At 54.2% G+C, this 20,023-nt stretch carries 15 protein-coding genes, 4 tRNA genes, 1 rRNA gene and 1 other RNA gene; 19 read left to right on the top strand and 2 right to left on the bottom strand.

The window, feature by feature from the left end; translation table 11 throughout:
- From rrf to birA, 3 genes are all read left to right on the top strand, one after another.
- A 5S ribosomal RNA gene (gene rrf, locus ACJ8HH_RS23820) occupies window positions 1-113 on the top strand; the annotation flags it as partial.
- A gap of 377 nt (window positions 114-490) precedes the next feature.
- The gene (murB, locus tag ACJ8HH_RS23815) at window positions 491-1,528 is read left to right on the top strand and encodes a UDP-N-acetylmuramate dehydrogenase (protein WP_033636715.1); all 1,038 of its coding nucleotides are present in this window, start codon (window positions 491-493) and stop codon (window positions 1,526-1,528) included.
- A complete protein-coding gene (gene birA / locus ACJ8HH_RS23810) occupies window positions 1,525-2,487 on the top strand; it encodes a bifunctional biotin--[acetyl-CoA-carboxylase] ligase/biotin operon repressor BirA (protein WP_033636716.1) in 963 nt (320 codons plus the stop codon). Before murB ends, birA begins: the two co-directional genes overlap by 4 nt.
- Before the next feature lie 47 nt (window positions 2,488-2,534).
- On the opposite strand, the gene coaA is transcribed toward birA, so the two are convergent.
- Entirely contained in the window at window positions 2,535-3,485 is a 951-nt protein-coding gene (coaA, locus tag ACJ8HH_RS23805; RefSeq protein ID WP_033636718.1) for a type I pantothenate kinase, read from the bottom strand.
- 219 nt (window positions 3,486-3,704) lie between these two features.
- The gene (locus ACJ8HH_RS23800) at window positions 3,705-4,253 is read right to left on the bottom strand and encodes a GNAT family N-acetyltransferase (protein ID WP_033650029.1); all 549 of its coding nucleotides are present in this window, start codon (window positions 4,251-4,253) and stop codon (window positions 3,705-3,707) included.
- 396 nt (window positions 4,254-4,649) lie between these two features.
- Between ACJ8HH_RS23800 and ACJ8HH_RS23795 the strand changes: the two genes are divergently transcribed.
- The 16 genes from ACJ8HH_RS23795 (at window position 4,650) to ACJ8HH_RS23720 (ending at window position 20,023) form a co-directional block, all read left to right on the top strand.
- Window positions 4,650-4,725: transfer RNA gene (locus ACJ8HH_RS23795), tRNA-Thr, on the top strand.
- 25 nt (window positions 4,726-4,750) lie between these two features.
- A tRNA-Tyr gene (locus ACJ8HH_RS23790) sits at window positions 4,751-4,835 on the top strand.
- Between the two features lie 46 nt (window positions 4,836-4,881).
- Window positions 4,882-4,997: non-coding RNA, RtT sRNA (locus ACJ8HH_RS23785), on the top strand.
- A 36-nt stretch (window positions 4,998-5,033) separates the two neighbouring features.
- Window positions 5,034-5,108 (top strand) — tRNA-Gly (locus ACJ8HH_RS23780).
- Between the two features lie 6 nt (window positions 5,109-5,114).
- Window positions 5,115-5,190: transfer RNA gene (locus tag ACJ8HH_RS23775), tRNA-Thr, on the top strand.
- A gap of 109 nt (window positions 5,191-5,299) precedes the next feature.
- Window positions 5,300-6,484: an elongation factor Tu gene (gene tuf, locus ACJ8HH_RS23770; RefSeq protein WP_015376315.1), complete on the top strand. Its 1,185-nt coding sequence runs from the start codon at window positions 5,300-5,302 to the stop codon at window positions 6,482-6,484.
- 260 nt (window positions 6,485-6,744) lie between these two features.
- On the top strand, window positions 6,745-7,128 hold the full coding sequence (secE, locus tag ACJ8HH_RS23765) for a preprotein translocase subunit SecE (protein WP_004929916.1): 384 nt from the start codon (window positions 6,745-6,747) through the stop codon (window positions 7,126-7,128).
- Between the two features lies 1 nt (window position 7,129).
- Window positions 7,130-7,675 (top strand): transcription termination/antitermination protein NusG, encoded by a 546-nt coding sequence (gene nusG, locus ACJ8HH_RS23760; protein WP_004929914.1) that lies wholly within the window; start codon window positions 7,130-7,132, stop codon window positions 7,673-7,675.
- A gap of 165 nt (window positions 7,676-7,840) precedes the next feature.
- The gene (rplK, locus tag ACJ8HH_RS23755; RefSeq protein WP_015376316.1) at window positions 7,841-8,269 is read left to right on the top strand and encodes a 50S ribosomal protein L11; all 429 of its coding nucleotides are present in this window, start codon (window positions 7,841-7,843) and stop codon (window positions 8,267-8,269) included.
- Between the two features lie 3 nt (window positions 8,270-8,272).
- Window positions 8,273-8,977: a 50S ribosomal protein L1 gene (gene rplA / locus ACJ8HH_RS23750; protein ID WP_033636720.1), complete on the top strand. Its 705-nt coding sequence runs from the start codon at window positions 8,273-8,275 to the stop codon at window positions 8,975-8,977.
- A 338-nt stretch (window positions 8,978-9,315) separates the two neighbouring features.
- Window positions 9,316-9,813: a 50S ribosomal protein L10 gene (gene rplJ / locus ACJ8HH_RS23745; RefSeq protein WP_004929905.1), complete on the top strand. Its 498-nt coding sequence runs from the start codon at window positions 9,316-9,318 to the stop codon at window positions 9,811-9,813.
- A 63-nt stretch (window positions 9,814-9,876) separates the two neighbouring features.
- Entirely contained in the window at window positions 9,877-10,242 is a 366-nt protein-coding gene (gene rplL, locus ACJ8HH_RS23740; protein ID WP_004929903.1) for a 50S ribosomal protein L7/L12, read from the top strand.
- Window positions 10,243-10,574: 332 nt separating this feature from the next.
- On the top strand, window positions 10,575-14,603 hold the full coding sequence (gene rpoB, locus ACJ8HH_RS23735) for a DNA-directed RNA polymerase subunit beta (RefSeq protein WP_033636721.1): 4,029 nt from the start codon (window positions 10,575-10,577) through the stop codon (window positions 14,601-14,603).
- A gap of 118 nt (window positions 14,604-14,721) precedes the next feature.
- Window positions 14,722-18,945, top strand: coding sequence for a DNA-directed RNA polymerase subunit beta' (gene rpoC / locus ACJ8HH_RS23730; RefSeq protein ID WP_021505232.1), 4,224 nt, complete (start codon window positions 14,722-14,724; stop codon window positions 18,943-18,945).
- A 167-nt stretch (window positions 18,946-19,112) separates the two neighbouring features.
- Window positions 19,113-19,559, top strand: a complete 447-nt coding sequence (locus tag ACJ8HH_RS23725) for a GNAT family N-acetyltransferase (protein WP_033649989.1) — start codon at window positions 19,113-19,115, stop codon at window positions 19,557-19,559.
- Entirely contained in the window at window positions 19,559-20,023 is a 465-nt protein-coding gene (locus ACJ8HH_RS23720) for an oxidoreductase (protein ID WP_033655328.1), read from the top strand. The genes ACJ8HH_RS23725 and ACJ8HH_RS23720 overlap by 1 nt, the downstream gene beginning before the upstream one ends.

The following is a 20,023-nucleotide window of genomic DNA, read 5'->3' as shown; positions in this document are numbered from 1 at the left end:
GGCGGCAATAGCGCGGTGGTCCCACCTGACCCCATGCCGAACTCAGAAGTGAAACGCCGTAGCGCCGATGGTAGTGTGGGGTCTCCCCATGCGAGAGTAGGACACTGCCAGGCATCAAACAAAGCCGAAAGCCCTGAACTGACGTTCAGGGCTTTTTGCTATGGGGAAAATAAATTCCCTGGCTGTATTTATTTCTTATAGAAATACCTCTATTGGCATATGCTGCTTATTTTCATAAGGATGCATAATGTTTTTTGTCAGAGAAAAAGCTAGCTAAATATATAATTGATAGCTCCAGATTATTATTTAAATAATAAAAATATCTATTTATGAAGATGTTGATGAGAATTATCCGGTTATATCAAGGATAATTCTTAATGCTCCAGTGTATTAGGCGATAAATTTCACGTTAATTAAAACAAATATTAGCCAGACGCCTCGAATCGAGTAGACTAGGCGAAAGATTATTTCTTTATGGGTACTGAACGTTATGTCTACTGAAAGCGCGTCTTTAAAAAACCACAATACGTTTGCGCTCCCGGTCAACGCAGCGCACCTGATCATGGCCGATAGAATTGAGCTGATGCTCAAAGTGTGGCAACAAACGCGAAAGCGTCAGGAGCCGCTGCTGATTCTCGGTGAAGGTAGCAACGTGCTGTTCCTGGAGGATTTTTCTGGCACGGTAATGGTCAATCAGTTGAAAGGTATCGATGTTCGGGAAGATAACGATGCCTGGTATCTCCACGTCAGCTCCGGTGAAAACTGGCATGACCTGGTGCAATATACGCTGCAGGCCGGGATCTGCGGCCTGGAAAACCTGGCGTTGATTCCTGGATTGGCCGGCTCCGCCCCTATCCAGAACATCGGCGCCTACGGCGTCGAATTGAAAGACGTCTGCGAGTATGTCGATCTGCTGGACTTCTCTACCGGTGCTATCGATCGCATTCCGGCTGCCGAGTGTGGTTTCGGTTACCGGGAAAGTATTTTCAAACACCGTTTCCAAACCGGGCATGTCATTGTCGGGCTGGGCCTGCGTCTCAACAAACAATGGCAACCCAAATTGAGCTACGGCGATCTGGCCAAGCTGGATCCCGCCACGGTGACGCCGCTTCAGGTATTTGAATCCGTATGCGCCATGCGCCGCAGCAAGCTGCCCGATCCGCGTGAAACCGGTAATGCCGGCAGCTTCTTCAAGAATCCGCTGGTGAACGCAGAGAAAGCTGCAGAACTCATCGCCAAATATCCCGGCATGCCGCACTATCCGCAGCAGGATGGCCAGGTGAAGCTGGCCGCCGGATGGCTTATCGATCAATGCGAACTGAAAGGATATCGTATCGGCGGCGCTGCGGTACACCGTCAGCAGGCGCTGGTGCTGGTGAACATCGACAACGCCCACAGCCAGGATGTGGTGGCGCTGGCGCGCCACGTACGCAAGACAGTGGCCGATAAATTTGGCGTCTGGCTGGAGCCTGAGGTGCGTTTTATTGGCGCGACCGGTGAGCTGAATGCCGTGGCGGTGCTGTCATGAAAGATACCAAGGTTCCGTTAAAACTGATCGCGCTGCTGGCCGACGGTGAATTTCATTCCGGGGAACACCTGGGTGAGTCACTGGGCATGAGCCGTGCGGCGATCAATAAGCATATTCAGACCATTCGCGAATGGGGGCTGGATGTCTTTACCGTGCCCGGCAAAGGCTACAGCCTGCCTGGCGCCATCCAGCTGTTGGAAGCCGAGCGCATCCTCAGCCTGCTGGAAGACAAGCGTGTAAGCGTGTTGCCGGTGGTCGATTCCACCAACCAATACTTGCTGGACCGCATTGCCGAATTGCACTCTGGTGACGCCTGTGTCGCTGAATACCAGCAGGCAGGGCGAGGGCGCCGCGGGCGGCAGTGGATCTCGCCATTCGGCGCTAATTTATACCTGTCGATGTTCTGGCGACTGGAGCAGGGGCCGGCTGCGGCCATGGGGCTTAGCCTGGTGATCGGGATGGTGATGGCGGAAGTTCTGCAGCGTCTCGGTGCGGCCGATGTGCGCGTGAAGTGGCCTAACGATCTCTACCTGAACGATCGTAAATTGGCGGGGATCCTGGTCGAACTGACGGGGAAAACCGGCGATGCAGCTCAACTGGTCATCGGTGCCGGCATCAACCTGGCGATGCGTGATACCAATGCCAGCGCCATTACTCAAGGATGGATTAACCTACAGGAAGCGGGAATTCAGATCGATCGCAATGAGCTGGCTGCAACCCTGCTTAATGAACTGCGTCAGTCGTTGAAACAGTTTGAGATAGACGGACTGGCGCCCTTTATCGGTCGCTGGCGTACCCTGGATAACTTTATCGACAGGCCGGTCAAGCTGCTTATCGGCGAGCGGCAGATTGTGGGTATCGCCCGAGGAATCGATTCGCAGGGCGCGCTGCTGCTGGAACAAGACGGGGAGATCAAGCCCTTCATCGGTGGAGAGATATCGCTGCGCAGCGCAGAATAGTTAGAGAAAGCAGGGGACGGCGACGTCCCCTGAATCGATCGGTAGGCTTACTTTCTTAAACGCACGCTTTCAACGGCGTGGTTAGCGCTTTTGGTCATGATCAGGCTGGCGCGTTCGCGTGTAGGCAATATATTCTGCTGCAAATTCAATCCGTTAATTTCATTCCATAATTGCGTGGCGATATTAATCGCTTCCGGTTCCGGCAATTTTGAATAGTGATGGAAATAAGAATCGGGATTGGAAAATGCGCCTTGACGGAATTTCAGGAAGCGATTGATATACCAGCTTTGCAATAGCGTCTCCGGGGCATCGACATATATAGAGAAGTCGACAAAATCGGAAACGAATACGCGATGCGGATCGTGAGGATAATCCATGCCGCTTTGCAATACGTTAAGCCCTTCCAGGATCAAAATATCCGGTTGCTCGATGACTTTATTACCTTCGGGCACAACGTCATAGATCAAATGAGAATAAACCGGAGCGGTGACGCGTTTGGCGCCGGATTTCACTTCCGACACGAATTTCACCAGGCTATGCATATCGTAAGACTGCGGGAAGCCTTTTTTCTTCATCAGACCGCGCTCGTTCAGCACCTTATTAGGATGCAAGAAGCCGTCGGTCGTGATCAGCTCCACGCTGCGATGTTCAGGCCAGCGGCTCAGCAACGCTTGCAGCAGACGAGCGGTCGTGCTCTTACCAACGGCTACGCTGCCGGCGATGCCGATGACATAGGGAATCTTTTGCCCGTCGGTGCCGAGGAATTGCTCCAGCACCGCCTGTCGGCGCAGGTTGGAACTGATATAGAAGTTCAACAGCCGTGACAGCGGCAGATAAATCTGCGCAACTTCTTCCAACGAGAGATCTTCGTTAATCCCTTTCAGTTTAACGATCTCTTCTTCCGACAACGTCAGCGGCACCGAATCTCGCAACGCCGCCCATTGGGTACGATCGAACTGTAGGTAAGGCGTTGCTAAAGATTGATCTCTTTTTATCATAAGCCAAATTCTGCCTGTTAACGCAGGTTGGGAAAGGCGCCGGACGCCAACTCCAGAGAATAAACAAGCTGCATATTATAGACAGCTTCGTTTTTGGCGTAGACTTTTTTCGCAAAAGTTGTCGATAGGCAGCAGTTTATGTCAATTGTGCGAAGCGGCGCGCAGTTGATAAAGCGGGGTTGCAAGGCGGCATCATCGGGGCCGGATACCGCCTGAAGGTTAACTGGCGATGGCGCGCGAAGGTTGGTTCACGGTGAACAGGCGTTTGTAATAAATAACGGTCGGATGGTAATGCCCATCGGGCCCCGCCGCATAATCCGGCAGCTCGCCCAAACAGCGATAACCCAGGCTGCGATAAAGCGCTTCTGCTGCCGAACCGGCCTGCGTATCCAGGTACAATAGCCCGCGTTGCTGCTGCAGCGCTACGTGCTCCAGCGTCTTCATCAGCGCCTGACCTACGCCGTTGCGGCGAGCGCGGCTATGCACCAACAGCTTCACCACCTCCGCACGATTACGGCCGTTCGGCTTCTGACAGAGTTCGAGTTGCACGGTGCCAACGACACCGCGCTCGTCGCGGGCAATCCACAGCAGCAGTTCACCTTTAGCCAGGGCCGGTCGCAGACTGTGGAAGTAGCTCTCGGCGTCTTCGTGAGGGATTAAGGTGTCGTAACCGACAGAAGCGCCGTGCGTGACGGCATCGGTCAACAGGCGGGCCAATTCATCCCGGTAAATCGGCAGCGTAGCGGCGTTGATAGGCACTATTTTCATGAGTCATTCCTCCAGATATGGGGGTAATGAAGAGAAGCAATAACTGAGCCACAGCGGCGAAAGGCATGACGACGGCAAAAGGGTGAGGGATCAGTGTAGCTCACGCCTCGGTCCGGGGCAGGTATCCCCTTTTTGGTGCATCGATCCCGCTCACAGTTTACCGTTGCGGGTTAAGTGTTTTGAGAAGCCCGACACGGAGAAAGCGGCGCTCAAGGCTTGCAAAAAGTGGATAAAATTGTAGAGAATGATTGCCGCGAGTGATGAATGTTTGCACGCCGCAGGCTGCGAATTGCATGACAGTATGCAAAATTGACTGATTTGTGAGCGAAAGTGCGCGTAAAGCAATTTTTTTGTTGCATAGGTCGCCCGCTCTACCTAGAATGCGCTGCACTTGATGCCGGCTTAGCTCAGTAGGTAGAGCAACTGACTTGTAATCAGTAGGTCACCAGTTCGATTCCGGTAGCCGGCACCATTCAAGTCACAAGTAGTTAAAATCTGGTGGGGTTCCCGAGCGGCCAAAGGGAGCAGACTGTAAATCTGCCGTCACAGACTTCGAAGGTTCGAATCCTTCCCCCACCACCAAATCTTGCCTTCGGCGATTAACTGAAATGCGATAAATGCCGCAACGGTTGATAGCGGGAGGAGAGGGCGAAAGCCTTCGGCAAGGTTCGAGCTGTGCAGCGCAAGGCGCAGCCGGCCCGAAGGATGCGAGCCGAGTGATGAACAATCCTGCTCCATCCCAAAATTCTACAGAAAAATCAGGTAGCCGAGTTCCAGGATGCGGGCATCGTATAATGGCTATTACCTCAGCCTTCCAAGCTGATGATGTGGGTTCGATTCCCACTGCCCGCTCCAAGATGTGCTGATATAGCTCAGTTGGTAGAGCGCACCCTTGGTAAGGGTGAGGTCGGCAGTTCGAATCTGCCTATCAGCACCACTTCTTAATTTCTCGCCCCCTGATTTTCTTTCTGTTCTGGATTCAACGAGCAAATGCTTGGTTGATGTGGTGATACCACCGATTTATCCGTGTCTTAGAGGGACAATCGATGTCTAAAGAAAAGTTTGAACGTACAAAACCGCACGTTAACGTCGGTACTATCGGCCACGTTGACCACGGTAAAACTACCCTGACTGCAGCGATCACTACCGTACTGGCTAAAACCTACGGCGGTTCTGCACGTGCTTTCGATCAGATCGATAACGCGCCAGAAGAAAAAGCTCGTGGTATCACCATCAACACCTCTCACGTTGAGTATGACACCCCGACTCGTCACTACGCGCACGTTGACTGCCCAGGGCACGCCGACTACGTGAAAAACATGATCACCGGTGCTGCTCAGATGGACGGCGCGATCCTGGTAGTTGCTGCGACTGATGGCCCAATGCCTCAGACCCGTGAGCACATCCTGCTGGGTCGTCAGGTTGGCGTTCCTTTCATCATCGTATTCATGAACAAATGCGACATGGTTGATGATGAAGAGCTGCTGGAACTGGTAGAAATGGAAGTTCGCGAACTGCTGTCCGCTTACGACTTCCCAGGCGACGACCTGCCAGTAATCCGCGGTTCCGCGCTGAAAGCGCTGGAAGGCGAAGCTGAGTGGGAAGCGAAAATCATCGAACTGGCTGAAGCGCTGGACAGCTACATCCCAGAGCCAGAGCGTGCTATCGACAAGCCGTTCCTGCTGCCAATCGAAGACGTATTCTCCATCTCCGGTCGTGGTACCGTTGTTACCGGTCGTGTTGAGCGCGGTATCATCAAAGTTGGCGAAGAAGTTGAAATCGTTGGTATCAAAGACACCGTTAAGTCTACCTGTACTGGCGTTGAAATGTTCCGCAAACTGCTGGACGAAGGCCGTGCTGGTGAGAACGTAGGTGTTCTGCTGCGTGGTATCAAACGTGAAGAAATCGAACGTGGTCAGGTACTGGCGAAGCCAGGCTCTATCAAGCCACACACCCAGTTCGAATCTGAAGTGTACATCCTGAGCAAAGATGAAGGTGGTCGTCACACGCCATTCTTCAAAGGCTACCGTCCACAGTTCTACTTCCGTACAACTGACGTGACCGGTACCATCGAACTGCCAGAAGGCGTAGAGATGGTAATGCCAGGCGACAACGTGAACATGGTTGTAACCCTGATTCACCCAATCGCGATGGACGACGGTCTGCGTTTCGCAATCCGTGAAGGCGGCCGTACCGTTGGCGCAGGTGTTGTTGCTAAAGTTATCGCTTAATCGCTGATAAAGTTTGACGCGACACGCGGTAAAAGGGCATCATTTGATGCCCTTTTTCTACGCTGTGAACTAGAACCTATCTCATCAGCGATTTTGCAGTCATAATCATTGGTGAGATGGGCTCTTAAACCGTATTGACTGAAATACGTCATGGCGTAAAACACCGGGATAGCGCTGAAGCGGTATCCGATCGGTTTGGTTTGCCTCGCAATGCGAGGCAAAGTTGTTTGTTCTGAATCATCATTGTGACAGGTTGGTTTATGAGTGCGAATACCGAGGCTCAAGGGAGCGGACGCGGCCTGGAAGCGGCAAAGTGGCTGATCGTCGCCGTTCTGTTAGTTGTGGCTATTGTCGGTAACTATTACTACCGTGATTTAAGCCTGCCATTGCGCGCGCTGGCAGTTGTGCTGATCATCGCCGTTGCAGGTGCAGTGGCTCTGATGACCACCAAAGGCAAAGCCACCGTTGCGTTTGCCCGCGAAGCGCGTACCGAAGTACGTAAAGTGATTTGGCCAACTCGTCAGGAAACGCTACACACCACGTTGATCGTTGCCGCGGTAACCGCCGTGATGTCACTGATTCTGTGGGGGCTGGATGGTATTCTGGTCCGTCTGGTGTCGTTTATTACTGGCCTGAGGTTCTAAAATGTCTGAAGCTCCAAAAAAACGTTGGTACGTCGTTCAGGCGTTTTCCGGTTTTGAAGGTCGCGTAGCACAATCGCTGCGTGAACACATCAAACTGCACGATATGGAAGAGTTGTTCGGCGAAGTGATGGTGCCTACGGAAGAAGTGGTTGAAATCCGTGGCGGCCAACGTCGCAAGAGCGAGCGTAAATTCTTCCCTGGCTACGTGCTGGTGCAGATGGTGATGAATGACGCCAGCTGGCACCTGGTGCGCAGCGTACCGCGCGTCATGGGGTTCATCGGCGGTACGTCTGACCGTCCTGCGCCGATCAGCGATAAAGAAGTTGATGCGATCATGAACCGCCTGCAGCAGGTTGGTGACAAGCCGCGTCCGAAAACGCTGTTCGAACCGGGCGAGTTGGTGCGCGTCAACGACGGCCCGTTTGCCGATTTCAACGGCGTGGTCGAGGAAGTCGATTACGAGAAGAGCCGCCTGAAAGTTTCCGTTTCCATCTTTGGCCGTGCAACGCCGGTGGAACTGGACTTCAGCCAGGTTGAGAAAGGCTGATCGAATAATCAGCAACGAGTGGCCCGTAGCCGCTTGTCAAAGGCGCGAAATTGAACTACAATTTCGCGCCTTTTGTTTTTAGATGCCTTGCCTGATGCATGTTGGGCGGGGTGAAACACGGGGAGCCTCTTGCGAGGCGATACTACCCAAACCGAGGAAATTTAAATGGCTAAGAAAGTACAAGCCTACGTCAAGCTGCAAGTTGCAGCTGGTATGGCGAACCCGAGCCCACCAGTGGGTCCAGCTCTGGGTCAGCAGGGCGTTAACATCATGGAATTCTGTAAGGCATTCAACGCTAAGACTGACAGCGTTGAAAAAGGTCTGCCGATTCCGGTTGTTATCACCGTTTATTCTGATCGCTCCTTCACTTTCGTTACCAAAACCCCGCCAGCAGCAGTTCTGCTGAAAAAAGCGGCTGGTATCAAGTCTGGTTCCGGTAAGCCGAACAAAGACAAAGTAGGTAAAGTGACTCGTGCTCAGGTACGTGAAATCGCAGAAACCAAAGCTGCGGACATGACTGGTTCTGACGTTGAAGCGATGACTCGCTCCATCGAAGGTACCGCTCGTTCCATGGGCCTGGTAGTGGAGGATTAAGAGATGGCTAAGCTGACCAAGCGCATGCGCGTGATCCGTGACAAAGTTGATGCTACTAAACAGTATGACATCGCTGAAGCTGTTGCTCTGCTGAAAGAGCTGGCCACCGCTAAATTCGTAGAAAGCGTTGACGTTGCCGTTAACCTCGGCATCGACGCTCGTAAATCTGACCAAAACGTTCGTGGCGCTACCGTTCTGCCACACGGCACCGGTCGTTCCGTTCGCGTTGCCGTATTTGCCCAAGGCGCTAACGCTGAAGCAGCAAAAGCTGCTGGCGCAGAGCTGGTAGGTATGGACGATCTGGCTGACCAGATCAAGAAAGGCGAAATGAACTTCGACGTTGTTATTGCTTCCCCGGATGCAATGCGCGTCGTAGGTCAACTGGGCCAGATCCTGGGTCCACGCGGCCTGATGCCAAACCCGAAAGTGGGTACCGTTACTCCGAACGTTGCTGAAGCAGTGAAAAACGCTAAAGCAGGTCAGGTTCGCTACCGTAACGACAAAAACGGCATCATCCATACCACTATCGGTAAGGTTGATTTCGACGCAGACAAACTGAAAGAAAACCTGGAAGCCCTGCTGGTTGCGCTGAAAAAAGCAAAACCTTCTCAGGCGAAAGGCATGTACATCAAGAAAGTTAGCCTCTCCACCACCATGGGTGCTGGCGTTGCTATCGATCAGAGCGGTCTGTCTGCTGCAGCGAACTAATCGCATTTGCGATTATCGCTTTGACTTGGGGCCAAGATTTGTCTAGAATCTTATGCCCCAAGGTTTTGCTATTGGCTATGCCGTAGGCAAAACAAAGATTTTTCGGTTGGAGCCTGGCCTATCCAGGCCTCCGTCCAAGACCGCAGGTGTATCGCAAGATACTTAATCCTTCCTGCGTAGACGGTGACAGAGCCTAAGAAAATTTTTCTTTTTTATAAAAGAATGTCTTTGCTGGATTCTGCTCACCGTGTTAAGCCGCTCGGCGTGGCGTTTTACAAAGCGCCGAGTGAAGTGAGTTCCGGGGGATTTTCCCCGGCTAATCCAGGAGCAAAAAGCTAATGGCATTAAATCTTCAAGACAAACAAGCGATTGTTGCTGAAGTCAGCGAAGTAGCCAAAGGCGCGCTGTCTGCGGTTGTTGCGGATTCCCGCGGCGTTACCGTAGATAAAATGACTGAACTGCGTAAAGCAGGTCGTGAAGCTGGCGTTTACATGCGTGTTGTTCGCAACACCCTGATGCGTCGCGTAGTTGAAGGCACTCCATTCGAATGCCTGAAAGACACGTTTGTCGGTCCAACCTTGATTGCATTCTCTCACGAACACCCGGGCGCTGCTGCTCGTCTGTTCAAAGAGTTCGCGAAAGCGAATGCAAAATTCGAGGTTAAAGCTGCGGCCTTTGAAGGTGAGCTGATCCCAGCGGCGCAAATCGACCGCCTGGCGACGCTGCCAACTTACGAAGAAGCGATCGCACGCCTGATGGCAACCATGAAAGAAGCCGCTGCCGGCAAACTGGTTCGCACTCTGGCTGCAGTACGCGATCAGAAAGAAGCGGCGTAAGCCATTCTTTCTTAGCCTTTGCTAACGTATTTAAACTATTTCTGAATTTTAGGAACAATTGTTATGTCTATCACTAAAGACCAAATCCTGGAAGCAGTTGCCGCTATGTCCGTAATGGACGTTGTTGAACTGGTTTCCGCTATGGAAGAAAAATTCGGCGTTTCTGCTGCTGCTGCTGTAGCTGTAGCTGCTGGCCCGGCTGAAGCTGCTGAAGAGAAAACTGAATTCGACGTTATCCTGAAAGCTGCTGGCGCTAACAAAGTTGCTGTTATCAAAGCAGTACGTGGCGCTACCGGCCTGGGTCTGAAAGAAGCTAAAGACCTGGTTGAATCTGCTCCAGCCGCTCTGAAAGAAGGCGTGAGCAAAGATGACGCAGAAGCTCTGAAAAAATCTCTGGAAGAAGCTGGCGCTGAAGTTGAAGTTAAATAAGCCAACCTTTCCGGTTGCAGCCTAGTCTTTTAGGCTGATGGCTGGTGACTTTTTAGTCACCAGCCTTTTTGCGCTGTAGGGCGCCAGTAGCGTTTCACACTGTTTGGCTGCTGGTTTCGCCTCCCAATGTTTGTTTCTATTGACGACTTAATATACCGCGGTCTTTGCACTACCAGGAGTTCTGGGGGAAGACGCGATGAAATGGTTTAAGCGTGATAGCAAGAGACATTGCGGAAAGTGTTCCCGCTTTCCGGTCGACAAAACGGTGTTGCATGAACTGTCCCTAATCGGACGGACAGATTGGGTCACTGATCAGCGAGCTGAGGAACCCTATGGTTTACTCCTATACCGAGAAAAAACGTATTCGTAAGGATTTTGGTAAACGTCCACAAGTGCTGGACATACCATATCTCCTTTCTATCCAGCTTGACTCGTTCCAGAAGTTTATCGAGCAAGATCCAGAAGGGCAGTACGGCCTTGAAGCCGCATTCCGTTCTGTTTTCCCTATCCAGAGCTACAGTGGCAATTCGGAGCTGCAATACGTTAGCTACCGTCTTGGTGAGCCGGTCTTCGACGTCAAAGAGTGCCAGATCCGTGGTGTGACGTTCTCTGCACCGCTGCGCGTAAAACTGCGCCTGGTTATCTATGAGCGCGAAGCGCCTGAAGGTACGGTCAAAGACATCAAGGAACAAGAAGTCTACATGGGCGAAATTCCGCTCATGACCGAAAACGGCACCTTTGTGATCAACGGTACTGAGAGGGTTATCGTATCTCAGTTGCACCGTAGTCCTGGCGTATTCTTCGACAGCGATAAGGGCAAAACCCACTCCTCGGGTAAAGTGCTGTACAACGCACGCATCATCCCTTACCGCGGTTCATGGTTGGACTTCGAGTTCGATCCGAAGGACAACCTGTTCGTGCGTATTGACCGTCGCCGCAAACTGCCTGCGACCATCATTCTGCGCGCGCTGAACTACACCACTGAACAGATCCTCGACCTGTTCTTTGACAAGATCGTCTTCGAAATCCGTGACAACAAGCTGCAGATGGAGCTGGTGCCAGAGCGCCTGCGTGGTGAGACCGCTTCGTTCGACATCGAAGCCAACGGCAAGATCTACGTAGAGAAAGGCCGTCGCATCACCGCTCGTCATATCCGTCAGCTGGAAAAAGACGACATTCAGAGCATTGAAGTACCGGTAGAGTACATCGCGGGCAAAGTGGTCGCGAAAGACTATATCGATACCAATACCGGCGAACTGATCTGCGCAGCCAACATGGAGCTGTCGCTGGATCTGCTGGCCAAGCTGAGCCAGTCCGGCCACAAGCGCATCGAAACGCTGTTCACCAACGATCTGGATCACGGCGCGTACATCTCTGAAACGCTGCGCGTCGATCCGACCACCGATCGTCTGAGCTCGTTGGTAGAAATCTACCGCATGATGCGCCCTGGTGAGCCGCCAACGCGCGAAGCTGCCGAAAGCCTGTTCGAGAACCTGTTCTTCTCCGAAGACCGCTACGATCTGTCCGCGGTTGGCCGTATGAAGTTCAACCGTTCTCTGCTGCGCGACGAGATCGAAGGTTCGGGCATCCTGAGCAAAGACGACATCATCGAAGTGATGAAGAAGCTCATCGATATCCGTAACGGCAAGGGCGAAGTGGACGATATCGACCACTTGGGCAACCGTCGTATCCGTTCCGTCGGCGAGATGGCCGAGAACCAGTTCCGCGTAGGTCTGGTGCGTGTTGAGCGTGCGGTGAAAGAGCGTCTGTCTCTGGGCGATCTGGATACCCTGATGCCTCAGGACATGATCAACGCCAAGCCGATTTCGGCGGCGGTGAAAGAGTTCTTCGGCTCCAGCCAGCTGTCCCAGTTCATGGACCAGAACAACCCGCTGTCCGAGATCACGCACAAGCGCCGTATCTCCGCACTGGGCCCGGGCGGTCTGACCCGTGAGCGCGCCGGCTTTGAAGTTCGAGACGTACACCCGACCCACTACGGCCGCGTGTGCCCAATCGAAACGCCGGAAGGTCCAAACATCGGTCTGATCAACTCCCTGTCCGTGTACGCACAGACTAACGAGTATGGCTTCCTGGAAACCCCGTACCGCCGCGTGCGTGACGGCGTGGTGACCGATGAAATCAACTACCTGTCTGCTATTGAAGAAGGCAACTTCGTTATCGCCCAGGCGAACTCCAACCTGGATGAAGAAGGCCGCTTCGTAGAAGACCTGGTCACCTGCCGCAGCAAAGGCGAATCAAGCCTGTTCAGCCGCGACCAGGTTGACTACATGGACGTATCCACCCAGCAGGTTGTTTCCGTTGGTGCTTCACTGATTCCATTCCTGGAACACGATGACGCCAACCGTGCATTGATGGGTGCGAACATGCAACGTCAGGCCGTACCGACCCTGCGCGCTGACAAGCCGCTGGTCGGTACCGGTATGGAACGCGCCGTAGCGGTTGACTCCGGCGTAACCGCCGTTGCCAAACGCGGCGGTGTGATCCAGTACGTGGATGCTTCCCGTATCGTTATCAAAGTTAACGAAGACGAGATGTACCCGGGCGAAGCAGGTATCGATATTTACAACCTGACCAAGTACACCCGTTCTAACCAGAACACCTGCATCAACCAGATGCCGTGTGTGAATCTGGGTGAGCCAATCGAGCGCGGCGACGTGCTGGCGGATGGCCCATCGACAGACCTGGGCGAACTGGCACTGGGCCAGAACATGCGCGTAGCGTTCATGCCTTGGAACGGCTACAACTTCGAAGACTCCATCTTGGTCTCCGAGCGCGTGGTGCAGGAAGATCGCTTCACCACCATCCACATCCAGGAACTGGCGTGCGTGTCTCGCGACACCAAGCTGGGGCCTGAAGAGATCACTGCCGACATCCCTAACGTGGGTGAAGCTGCGCTCTCCAAGCTGGATGAATCCGGTATCGTGTATATCGGTGCTGAAGTGACCGGCGGTGACATTCTGGTCGGTAAGGTAACGCCTAAAGGCGAAACCCAGCTGACGCCGGAAGAGAAACTGCTGCGTGCGATCTTCGGTGAGAAAGCGTCTGACGTTAAAGACTCTTCTCTGCGTGTACCGAACGGCGTTTCCGGTACGGTTATCGACGTGCAGGTCTTCACCCGCGATGGCGTGGAAAAAGACAAGCGCGCGTTGGAAATCGAAGAGATGCAGCTGAAGCAGGCGAAGAAAGACCTGACTGAAGAACTGCAGATCCTGGAAGCCGGCCTGTTTGCGCGTATCCACGCGGTGCTGGTTGCCGGTGGCATCGAAGCCGACAAGCTGAGCAAGCTGCCGCGCGATCGCTGGCTGGAACTGGGCCTGACCGACGAAGAGAAGCAAAACCAGCTGGAGCAGCTGGCTGAGCAGTACGACGAACTGAAATCTGACTTCGAGAAGAAGCTGGAAGCCAAGCGTCGTAAGATCACTCAGGGCGACGATCTGGCGCCGGGCGTGCTGAAAATCGTCAAGGTTTATCTGGCCGTTAAACGTCAGATCCAACCGGGTGACAAGATGGCGGGCCGCCACGGTAACAAGGGTGTTATCTCCAAGATCAACCCGATCGAAGATATGCCTTACGATGAAAACGGCACGCCGGTAGACATCGTACTGAACCCGCTGGGCGTACCATCACGTATGAACATCGGTCAGATCCTGGAAACCCACCTGGGTATGGCTGCGAAAGGCATCGGTGAGAAGATCAACCAGATGCTGAAGCAGCAGCAGGAAGTGGCCAAGCTGCGTGAGTTCATCCAGAAGGCCTACGATCTGGGCGACGACGTTTGCCAGAAAGTTGACCTGAACACCTTCAGCGACGACGAAGTGCTGCGTCTGGCAGAGAACCTGAAAAAAGGTATGCCGATCGCAACGCCGGTGTTTGACGGTGCGAAAGAGACTGAAATCAAGCAACTGCTGGAAATGGGCGGTATCCCGACCTCCGGTCAGATCACGCTGTTCGATGGCCGTACCGGTGAGCAATTCGAGCGCCAGGTTACTGTCGGCTATATGTACATGCTGAAACTGAACCACTTGGTTGACGATAAAATGCACGCCCGTTCAACCGGTTCTTACAGCTTGGTGACTCAGCAACCTCTGGGTGGTAAAGCGCAGTTCGGTGGTCAACGCTTCGGTGAGATGGAAGTGTGGGCACTGGAAGCATACGGCGCGGCTTATACCCTGCAGGAAATGCTCACCGTTAAGTCGGATGACGTTAACGGCCGTACCAAGATGTACAAAAACATCGTGGATGGCGACCACCGGATGGAGCCAGGCATGCCGGAATCCTTCAACGTACTGTTGAAAGAAATCCGCTCGCTCGGCATCAACATCGAACTGGAAGACGAGTAATCGTCATGCCGGCTCAGGCTCCCCGCCTAAGGGAGCCTGAGGGTGGTTGTTCAGGTCACACGGGTATCTACTGCGGTTGTGGGTACCCAACAGGTTTAACTCCGACAGGAGCCAATCCGTGAAAGACTTATTGAAGTTTCTGAAAGCGCAAACTAAGACCGAAGAGTTTGATGCGATCAAGATTGCTCTGGCCTCGCCAGACATGATCCGTTCGTGGTCGTTCGGTGAAGTTAAGAAGCCGGAAACCATTAACTACCGTACGTTCAAACCAGAGCGTGACGGCCTTTTCTGCGCCCGTATCTTCGGGCCGGTAAAAGATTACGAGTGCCTGTGCGGTAAGTACAAGCGCTTGAAACACCGCGGCGTGATCTGTGAGAAGTGCGGCGTTGAAGTGACCCAGACCAAAGTGCGTCGTGAGCGCATGGGCCACATCGAGCTGGCTTCGCCGACTGCGCACATCTGGTTCCTGAAATCGCTGCCATCCCGCATCGGTTTGCTGCTGGATATGCCGCTGCGTGACATCGAACGCGTACTGTACTTCGAATCCTATGTGGTGGTCGAAGGCGGTATGACCAACCTCGAGCGTCGTCAGATCCTGACCGAAGAGCAGTATCTGGACGCGCTGGAAGAGTTTGGTGACGAATTCGACGCCAAGATGGGTGCGGAAGCTATTCAGGCCCTGTTGAAAAACATGGATCTGGAAGCCGAGTGCGAGCAGCTGCGTGAAGAGCTGAACGAAACCAACTCCGAAACCAAGCGCAAGAAGCTGACCAAGCGTATCAAGCTGCTGGAAGCGTTCGTGCAGTCCGGTAACAAACCGGAGTGGATGATCCTGACCGTGCTGCCGGTACTGCCGCCGGATCTGCGTCCTCTGGTTCCGCTGGATGGCGGTCGTTTCGCGACCTCGGATCTGAACGATCTGTATCGCCGCGTGATCAACCGTAACAACCGTCTGAAACGCCTGCTGGATCTGGCTGCGCCGGACATCATCGTGCGCAACGAAAAGCGTATGCTGCAAGAAGCGGTAGACGCCCTGCTGGATAACGGCCGTCGCGGTCGTGCCATCACCGGTTCCAACAAACGTCCTCTGAAATCTTTGGCCGACATGATCAAAGGTAAGCAGGGTCGTTTCCGTCAGAACCTGCTCGGTAAACGCGTTGACTACTCCGGCCGTTCCGTAATCACCGTAGGTCCATACCTGCGTCTGCATCAGTGCGGTCTGCCTAAAAAGATGGCGCTGGAGCTGTTCAAACCGTTCATCTACGGCAAGTTGGAGCTGCGTGGCCTGGCCACCACCATCAAAGCCGCCAAGAAAATGGTTGAGCGTGAAGAAGCCGTCGTTTGGGATATCCTGGACGAAGTGATCCGCGAACACCCGGTACTGCTGAACCGTGCACCAACCCTGCACCGTTTGGGTATCCAGGCGTTTGAACCGGTTCTGATCGAAGGTAAAGCGATCCAGCTGCACCCGCTGGTTTGTGCGGCCTATAACGCCGACTTCGATGGTGACCAGATGGCCGTTCACGTACCGCTGACGCTGGAAGCCCAGCTGGAAGCGCGTGCGCTGATGATGTCCACCAACAACATCCTGTCCCCTGCGAACGGCGAGCCAATCATCGTTCCTTCTCAGGACGTTGTACTGGGTCTGTACTACATGACCCGCGACTGTGTTAACGCCAAGGGCGAAGGCATGGTGCTGAACGGTTCCAAAGAAGCTGAGCGTGTTTACCGCGCCGGCCTGGCGTCTCTGCATGCGCGCGTTAAAGTGCGTATCACCGAAGACGTCAAAAACGCCGAAGGCGAATGGACTTCTCAGACCAGCATCATCGACACCACCATCGGCCGCGCCATCCTGTGGATGATCGTACCGAAAGGTCTGCCGTACGCGATCGTTAACCAGCCTTTGGGCAAGAAAGCGATCTCCAAGATGCTGAACACCTGTTACCGCATCCTGGGCCTGAAGCCGACCGTTATCTTTGCTGACCAGATCATGTACACCGGTTTTGCTTACGCAGCCCGTTCCGGCGCTTCCGTAGGTATCGACGACATGGTTATCCCGGCCAAGAAAGCGGAGATCATCGAAGAAGCGGAAACCGAAGTTGCCGAGATCCAGGAGCAGTTCCAGTCTGGTCTGGTTACCGCCGGCGAACGCTACAACAAAGTGATCGATATCTGGGCTGCAGCGAACGAACGCGTTGCGAAAGCGATGATGGAAAACCTGTCGGTAGAAGACGTGGTTAACCGTGACGGCGAAGTGGAACAGCAAGTTTCCTTCAACAGCATCTTTATGATGGCCGACTCCGGTGCGCGTGGTTCCGCCGCTCAGATTCGTCAGCTGGCCGGTATGCGTGGTCTGATGGCGAAGCCGGACGGCTCCATCATCGAAACGCCAATCACCGCGAACTTCCGTGAAGGTCTGAACGTACTCCAGTACTTCATCTCCACCCACGGTGCTCGTAAAGGTCTGGCGGATACCGCACTGAAAACCGCGAACTCCGGTTATCTGACCCGTCGTCTGGTTGACGTGGCGCAGGATCTGGTTGTGACCGAAGACGACTGTGGCACCCACGACGGCATCCTGATGACTCCGGTTATCGAAGGTGGCGACGTGAAAGAGCCGCTGCGTGAACGCGTTCTGGGCCGTGTGACGGCAGAAGACGTCCTCAAGCCGGGTACGGCGGACATTCTGGTGCCACGCAACACCCTGCTGAACGAGAAGGCGTGTGACCTGTTGGAAGAGAACTCTGTCGACAGCGTTAAAGTCCGTTCCGTGGTGAGCTGTGAAACCGACTTTGGTGTGTGCGCAAACTGCTACGGTCGCGACCTGGCACGTGGCCACATCATCAACAAAGGTGAAGCCATCGGCGTTATCGCGGCACAGTCCATCGGTGAGCCGGGTACACAGCTGACGATGCGTACGTTCCACATCGGTGGTGCGGCATCTCGTGCGGCTGCTGAATCCAGCATCCAGGTGAAAAACAAGGGTAGCATCAAGCTGAGCAACGCGAAGTTCGTTATGAACGCTGCGGGCAAGCTGGTGATCACCTCGCGTAACACCGAACTGAAACTGATCGACGAATTCGGCCGTACCAAAGAAAGCTACAAGGTGCCTTACGGTGCCGTGATGGGCAAAGGCGACGGTGAAGAAGTTAACGGCGGCGAAACCGTCGCTAACTGGGATCCGCACACCATGCCGGTCATCAGTGAAGTCAGCGGCTTCATTCGCTTCGCGGACATGGTCGACGGCCAGACCATTACTCGCCAGACCGACGAACTGACCGGTTTGTCCTCTCTGGTAGTTCTGGACAGCGCAGAGCGTACCGGTAGCGGTAAAGACCTGCGTCCGGCACTGAAAATCGTTGACGCTCAGGGCGAAGACGTATTGATCCCAGGCACCGATATGCCTGCTCAATACTTCCTCCCGGGCAAAGCGATCGTTCAGCTGGAAGACGGCATTCAGATCGGTGCGGGTGATACCCTGGCGCGTATTCCTCAGGAATCCGGCGGTACCAAGGATATTACCGGTGGTCTGCCGCGCGTTGCCGACCTGTTCGAAGCACGTCGTCCGAAAGAGCCGGCAATCCTGGCTGAAATCAGCGGGATTATCTCGTTCGGTAAAGAGACCAAAGGCAAACGTCGCCTGGTGATCTCTCCGCTGGACGGCAGCGACGCTTACGAAGAGATGATTCCGAAATGGCGTCAGCTTAACGTGTTCGAAGGCGAAGTGGTGGAACGTGGCGACGTCGTATCCGACGGCCCAGAGTCTCCGCACGACATTCTGCGTCTGCGTGGCGTGCATGCGGTTACCCGCTACATCACCAACGAAGTGCAGGAAGTTTACCGTCTGCAAGGCGTTAAGATTAACGATAAGCACATCGAAGTTATCGTTCGTCAGATGCTGCGTAAAGGCACTATCGTTAGCGCTGGTGGCTCCGAGTTCCTGGAAGGCGAGCAGGCTGAAGTGTCTCGCGTCAAGATTGCCAACCGTCAGCTGGAAGCTGAAGGTAAGATCCCGGCAACCTTCTCGCGCGATCTGCTGGGTATCACCAAGGCTTCCTTGGCGACCGAGTCCTTCATCTCCGCCGCATCGTTCCAGGAAACGACGCGCGTTCTGACCGAAGCTGCCGTAGCCGGCAAGCGTGATGAACTGCGTGGCCTGAAAGAGAACGTCATCGTGGGCCGTCTGATCCCAGCCGGTACCGGTTACGCTTATCATCAGGATCGCATGCGTCGCCGTGCTCAGGGTGAAGCGCCGGTTGTTCCGCAAGTCAGCGCGGAAGAAGCGACGGCTAACCTGGCCGAGCTGCTCAACGCAGGCCTGGGCGGCAGCGACGACGAGTAATCGTCATCCGCGCCGCGGGCCCGGCATGCCGGGCCCATTGCCAGATAAACCGCTCCCTCGGGGGCGGTTTTTTTTCGCCTCATGCCGGGGCAGAGCAAACTTTGCTACTATGGTTACAGCAGAAATTGACCGGCGCTTTTTACCTGACAACCAAGGACAGTGCGAACATGGACAGCCTCATTACCTTCGAAAAATTGACGGCGCAACACCTGCCTTACCTGTATGAGATCCGCTTTTCCGTTGAGGAAAACCTGCTGCATCCGCATCAGATCCAGTATCTGCAGCGCAAACAGGCGCTGGAGGACATCAACCAGGGCGGCGGCTGGATCTGCAAGCATGGCGACGACTATGCCGGCGTTGGCTTCGGGCTATTCATCCCTGAACCGCTGATCGGCGGCCTGTTCGTGAAGCCGGAATACCAGTCGAAGGGGATCGGCTCCGCCTTGCTGGCACGGATCACTCACTGGATGTTTGAACACGGCGCCGAAGCGATCCACTTAACCACCGATCCCGGCTCCAAAGCCGAAGGCTTTTATCAACATCACGGCTGGGCCGTGGTCGGGCAGGATGAATTCGGCCAGGTCGAACTGGTGAAACGCCAAGAGGGTGACTGATGAAAATCAACGGATTGATGACGTTACTGCTGCTTTCGCTGTTCAGCGCGCCGCTGTATGCGGCCGTTGACTATTTTTACCTGAAGCCGCTCGACGGCGAGAAGATCAAGATAACCCGGCAGATGCTGGAGGCGATGCCGTCGCACACGATTAAAACCTCGACCAATTTCACCCCGGAAGATACGTTCACCGGCGTTGAGCTTGCGGAGCTGGTGAAAGCCTATCATCTGAAGGGCCAGTCGGTGCGCGCTTTCGCCTGGGATGATTACTCCTATTCGATGCCGATTGACGAGATGACTAAATACCGCGTGATCGTCGCCTATCAGCGCGGCGGCAAGCCGATCGACGTGGGGGAACTGGGGCCGTTCGCCATTATTTATCCGCGCGATAGCTACGCCGAGCTGAATAACCTGGATGTGAACGCGAAAACCGTCTGGCAAGTTAAACGGTTGGAGCTGAAATAA

The sequence above is a fragment of the Serratia sp. CY32780 genome, assembly GCF_052169135.1.
GTDB lineage: Bacteria > Pseudomonadota > Gammaproteobacteria > Enterobacterales > Enterobacteriaceae > Serratia > Serratia sarumanii.
Note: the sequence above shows the minus strand (reverse complement) of the source record. Positions and strands in the feature narration are given on the sequence as shown.